Annotated in this window: 4 protein-coding genes and 1 pseudogene; 1 reads left to right on the forward strand and 4 read right to left on the reverse strand. The window is 74.2% G+C overall.

What is annotated here, in order from left to right; translation table 11 throughout:
- Positions 1–815 (forward strand): CPCC family cysteine-rich protein (locus tag ACWGIU_RS26400; protein WP_453709758.1); only part of this gene is annotated, 815 nt, incomplete at its 5' end.
- 45 nt (positions 816–860) lie between these two features.
- Here ACWGIU_RS26400 and ACWGIU_RS26405 read toward each other — a convergent pair.
- From ACWGIU_RS26405 to ACWGIU_RS26420, 4 genes and pseudogenes are all read right to left on the reverse strand, one after another.
- Positions 861–1,342: pseudogene (locus tag ACWGIU_RS26405) on the reverse strand (MerR family transcriptional regulator); the annotation flags it as partial.
- A 37-nt stretch (positions 1,343–1,379) separates the two neighbouring features.
- Positions 1,380–2,192, reverse strand: a complete 813-nt coding sequence (locus ACWGIU_RS26410) for a class I SAM-dependent methyltransferase (protein WP_453709760.1) — start codon at positions 2,190–2,192, stop codon at positions 1,380–1,382.
- 120 nt (positions 2,193–2,312) lie between these two features.
- Positions 2,313–4,370: a prolyl oligopeptidase family serine peptidase gene (locus ACWGIU_RS26415; protein ID WP_453709762.1), complete on the reverse strand. Its 2,058-nt coding sequence runs from the start codon at positions 4,368–4,370 to the stop codon at positions 2,313–2,315.
- Between the two features lie 74 nt (positions 4,371–4,444).
- On the reverse strand, positions 4,445–4,658 hold a 214-nt coding region (locus tag ACWGIU_RS26420; RefSeq protein WP_453709764.1), incomplete at its 5' end, for an AI-2E family transporter.

Raw genomic sequence — 4,658 nt, forward strand, 5'->3', positions numbered from 1 at the left:
GGGCCGGCCTGATCGGCGGCCCGGGCGACGCCAGCGGACGGTCGGGCTACTGGGCGGCACGCTTCGCCCGTGACGTGGACCAGCCCGTGCTCCTCCCGCGGTCCCCCCGCCTTCCGACCCAGGCGGTCGACGTGCGCGATCTGGCGGCCTGGCTGCTGGACCTGGCGCAGGAGGGCACCACCGGGACCTTCGACGCCGTCGGGCCCGTCGTCCCCTTCGACAACTGGGTCACCCTGTCGGCGCGCGTGGCCGGGTACACCGGACCGGTGGCGGTGGCGGACCCCCAGTGGCTCCTCGATCAGGGCGTCGGGACGTTCATGGGCCCGGAGTCGATGGCCATGTGGATGCCGGATCCCAAGTGGGCCGGCTTCTGCGCCCGCAGCGGAGCCGCCGCGCACGCTGCCGGTCTGCGCGACCGCCCGCGCGCGGACATGCTGGAGGACCTCCTGCGGTGGGAGCGCGCCGAGGGACTGGAGCGCCCCCGCCGTGCGGGTCTGAGCACGGCCCGCGAGCGGGAGCTGCTCACCGCACTGGCCGAGGCGCCGGCCGTGGGCCCGTTCCCGTGCGTCGTCTGCGGGAACCTGACCGTCGGGACGCCGGGGCACCACGAGATCTGCCCCGTCTGCGGCTGGCAGGACGACGGCGGGGACCACCGGGACCCGGACCCCTACGTGGGCGGCCCCAACCACGTCACGCTGCACGGGGCCCGGGAGAACTACCAGGCCTTCGGCGCGAGCGAGCGGCGGCGCGTCGACCGGGTCCGGCCGCCGCTTCCCGCGGAGGTCCCTCCCGCGGACGGGACCCCGGCCCCCTGACCCGCGGCGTCGGCTGCGAACCGGGCCGGGGGCGCCGGCGGCGGCTCACTCCGGCCCGTACCGCCGGGCCGACTCCTCTTCCTGGGCCAGCTGGTGCAGCGCCTTCAGCACCGGCTGGAACAGGATGGTCGCCGCCACGGCGGTCTCTACCTTCTCCGCCTCCGAGGGGAAGGTCTCCACGAAGTCCAGGTCCCGCACGGCCACTTGGTGCATCAGCCGCGCGTACGGGGCCATGAGCGCGGCATCCCACGGATAGCCGAGCCGCGCCAGCGTGGCCACCGCCGCCACGAGCGAGCGGTGGACCGGGGAGAGTTCCCCCAACTCCGGGCGGTGGACCAGCCCAGTGTCCGTAGCAACTGGTCGACCTCGGCGCGCGCGGTGGTCATGACCTCGTCCTCGCCGTCACGGTCGCCGCCGTCACCCGTGCCGTCGGCCTGCTCGGGCTCGTGGGGCAGGGCCCACAGAGCCGCGCCCAGGCGCATCGTCCGGCCCAGGGACTCGTCGTCGACCGGTTCGCGCACCGCTCGCCCGCGGCCGGTCCGGGCCGGTGAGCGGGGCCTACGGTCACCGCCGGGGCCGGGTCGCGATGGTGGCCGCGACGGTGACGGTCCGGATGTAGGTACCGCCGGGGTCGTGCTCCAGCAGGGCGCGGCGCAGCTCGGACTCGAAGGCACCCCTACGGTCGCCGAGCAGGGCCGGGTTGGAGGAGGCGCGGGAGAGCTGCAAGCCGATCACCTCGTCCACGGTGCAGCGCGTGGACCGCTCCCACGTGGTGGTCCCGACGTGGGAGAACGCCGACTTGGCGAGCTGGTCCTCCGCGTCCTGCAAGCGGTCCGCCGGTTCGGCCCCCCGCTGCGCCGGCGCTCCGTGCGCCGTGCCATGGCCGTGCGCCGTGCCATGGCCGGGTCCGAGGAAGCGTGCGCGCACCTCGTCGACGGCGGCCGGCCAGGCCGCCGCCAGGGAGGTGACGACGGCGATCCCGCCCCGTGGTGCGAGCACGGCGTCCAGCTCGGCCGGGACCCGCGCCCGGTCCATCAGATGGAACGCCCCGCCGATGACGCACAGGTCGATCCGGGGCAGGCACAGCCGGCCGATGCCGGCGGCGTCGCCCCGCAGCCAGGAGATGTTCCCGCACCCTTGCTCGTCGGCGAGGCCGCACCCTTCGGCGAGCATGGCCGGCTCCGGGTCGACGGCGTAGACCTGCTCGACCAGCGCAGCCAGCGGCAGGCTGAGCGTGCCCGGTCCGGCGCCGAGGTCCAGGACGGTCTGGGAGCCGTCGAGCGCGAACCGGTCCGCGAGGAGCGCGTAGAGCTCCGCCGGGTACGGGGGCCGATAGCCGGCGTAGTACGGGGCTGCGGACGCGTACGGGGTGCTCATGGGGTCCTCCCTGGCCGGGGTTGCATCCGCCGATGGTGGAGCACAACCCGGCCCTCGGCAGCGCCTGGCCCCGCAAATCCCCCGTACGGATGCCTCCCGTTCACGTACGGCCGGTACCGATCACCTCTGGGGCGTCAGCCGCTCCCACAGGAAGGTGTGGACGAGGGCCTCGTTGAAGGCCGTCTGCCGGTGGTCGGTGGCGCCCGCGTGGCCGCCCCCGAGGTGCTCGTGGAAGAGGACGGGATGCCCGTACTCGCGCAGCCGGGCGGCCATCTTGCGGGCATGGCCGGGGTGTACCCGGTCGTCGCGGGTCGAGGTCAGCAGGAGCAGCGGCGGGTACGCGGGCCCGTCCGCCCGGATCCGGTGGTACGGGGAGATCCCCTCCAGGTGCGGCCGGTCGGCCGGGTCGTCGGGATCCCCGTACTCGGCGATCCAGCTGGCTCCGGCGAGCAGCTTGTGGAAGCGCAGCATGTCCAGCAGCGGCACGTGCGCGACGACCGCACCGAACAGTTCCGGGTCGCGGGTGAGCATGGCGCCCATGAGCAGCCCGCCGTTGCTGCCGCCCTCGATGCCCAGCTGGGCGGGGGTGGTGATGTCGCGGGCGGTGAGGTCCCGGGCGACCGCGGCGAAGTCCTCGTACGCCCGGACCCGGTTCGCGCCGAGGGCCGCCTTGTGCCAGCCGGGCCCGTACTCGTGCCCGCCCCGGATGCCCGCGACGACGTAGGTGCCGCCGCGCGCGAGCCAGGCCCGTCCGGTGACCGCGCTGTACTGCGGGACCATGGAGATCTCGAAGCCGCCGTACCCGTAGAGCAGGGTGGGACCGGGGCCCGGGCGGTCCTCGGGTCCGACGACGAAGTACGGCACCCTCGTGCCGTCCGCGGAGGTCGCGAAGTACTGGCGTACGGCGAGACCGGCGGTGTCGAAGAGCGCCGGGCTCTGCTTGAGGCTCTCGCTCCCGCCGTCGTCGCCGGCCGTGCCCCGGTACAGGGTGGAGGGCTGGAGGAAGCCGGAGACCTGGTGGAAGTACTCGTCGCCGACGTCCGGATCCGTGTCGGTGACCGAGGCGGTGGACAGCGGCGGCAGGCCCGGCAGCGGGGCGCGACGCCAGCCGCCGGAGCTCGCGCCGGGGCCCGCGCCCTCGCTCTCGCCCGGGGTGAGGAGTTCCATCCGGGAGGAGACGTCCGCGCGGGTGCTGAGGATGAGGTGGTGGCGGGTCCAGCTGTACCCGGCGAGCGCGGTGCGCTCGTCCGGCGTGAACAGCACCTCGGCCTTCCGCTCCCCCGCCAGGAAGGCGTCGAAGTCGAAGGCCAGGAGACTGCCCGCGGGGTGGCCGAGCCACGGCGACTTGATGGTGACGGTCAGCCACCGGCGGTGGACGGAGGCGCCCGCGTCGTCCGGAACGTCGATCTTCAGCGGCGGGCCGGCGGCGTCCTCCCGGAGCAGGAAGAGCTCCTGGTTCCAGAAGTCGATCTGCCGGTGGACGAAGTCCCGTGCGAAGCCGGGGGTGTCGTCGTGCCATCCGGAGGCGGACAGGTCCGTCGGCCGGCCCTCGTAGACCAGTTGGGCGTCCGCGAGGGGCGTACCGCGCCGCCAGCGGCGTACCTGGAGCGGGTAGCCGGACGCGGACATCGAGCCGGCGCCGAAGTCCGTACCGATCCAGACCCGGTCGTGGTCGATCCACCCGATCCGGGTCTTGGCCTCGCCGACCGCGAACCCGTCCTCGACGAACTCCAGGGTCTCCAGGTCGAACTCGCGCACCACGCAGGCGTCCGCGCCGTCCCGGGACAGCAGGACGAGGGCGTGCCGGTGCTCGGGGGCCAGGACCCGGCTGCCCGCCCAGGCCCACTTCTCGCCCTCGGCCTCGGCGAGCGCGTCGAGGTCCAGGAGCACCTCCCAGGCCGGGTGGTCGGTCCGGTACTCCTCCAGCGTCGTCCGCCGCCACAGGCCGCGTACGTGGTCGGCGTCCTGCCAGAAGTTGTAGAGGTGGCCGCCTCTGCGGACGGTGTAGGGGATCCGGCCGTCGTCGTCCAGCACCTCGCGCATCTCCTGCTCGAGGACCTTGAACCCGGGGGAACCGGTCAACTCGTCCACGGTCTCGGCATTGCGCTCCCGGACCCAGGCGAGGGCGGCGTCGCCGGATACGTCTTCCAGCCACAGGTAGGGGTCTTCATCGCTCATCAGGCGATTGTGCAGGAAGCGGCCGGCGGGTGTCCGCCGTCCGGCCTCCCGGTCGTCGCCGACCGTGCCGCCTCTCAGTCGTCGTCGGTCCTCGGGGCGACGGACCCGAGGCGGGCGTCGCGCAGCGCCGTGTGCACCGACCAGGTCACCGAGACCAGCGGGACCGCGACCACCGCGCCGACCACGCCGGCGGCGATGGCTCCCGCGACCACGGAGATCGCCACCACCAGCGGGTGCAGCCGGACTGCCCGGCTCATCACCAGTGGATGCAGCAGATGGCCCTCGATC

The organism is Streptomyces sp. NPDC054840, from assembly GCF_053611065.1.

Coding starts and splice junctions, on each gene's coding strand:
- ACWGIU_RS26410 (WP_453709760.1), bottom strand. CDS start 2,192: ATGAGCACCCCGTACGCGTCCGCAGCCCCGTACTACGCCGGCTATCGG.
- ACWGIU_RS26415 (WP_453709762.1), bottom strand. CDS start 4,370: ATGAGCGATGAAGACCCCTACCTGTGGCTGGAAGACGTATCCGGCGAC.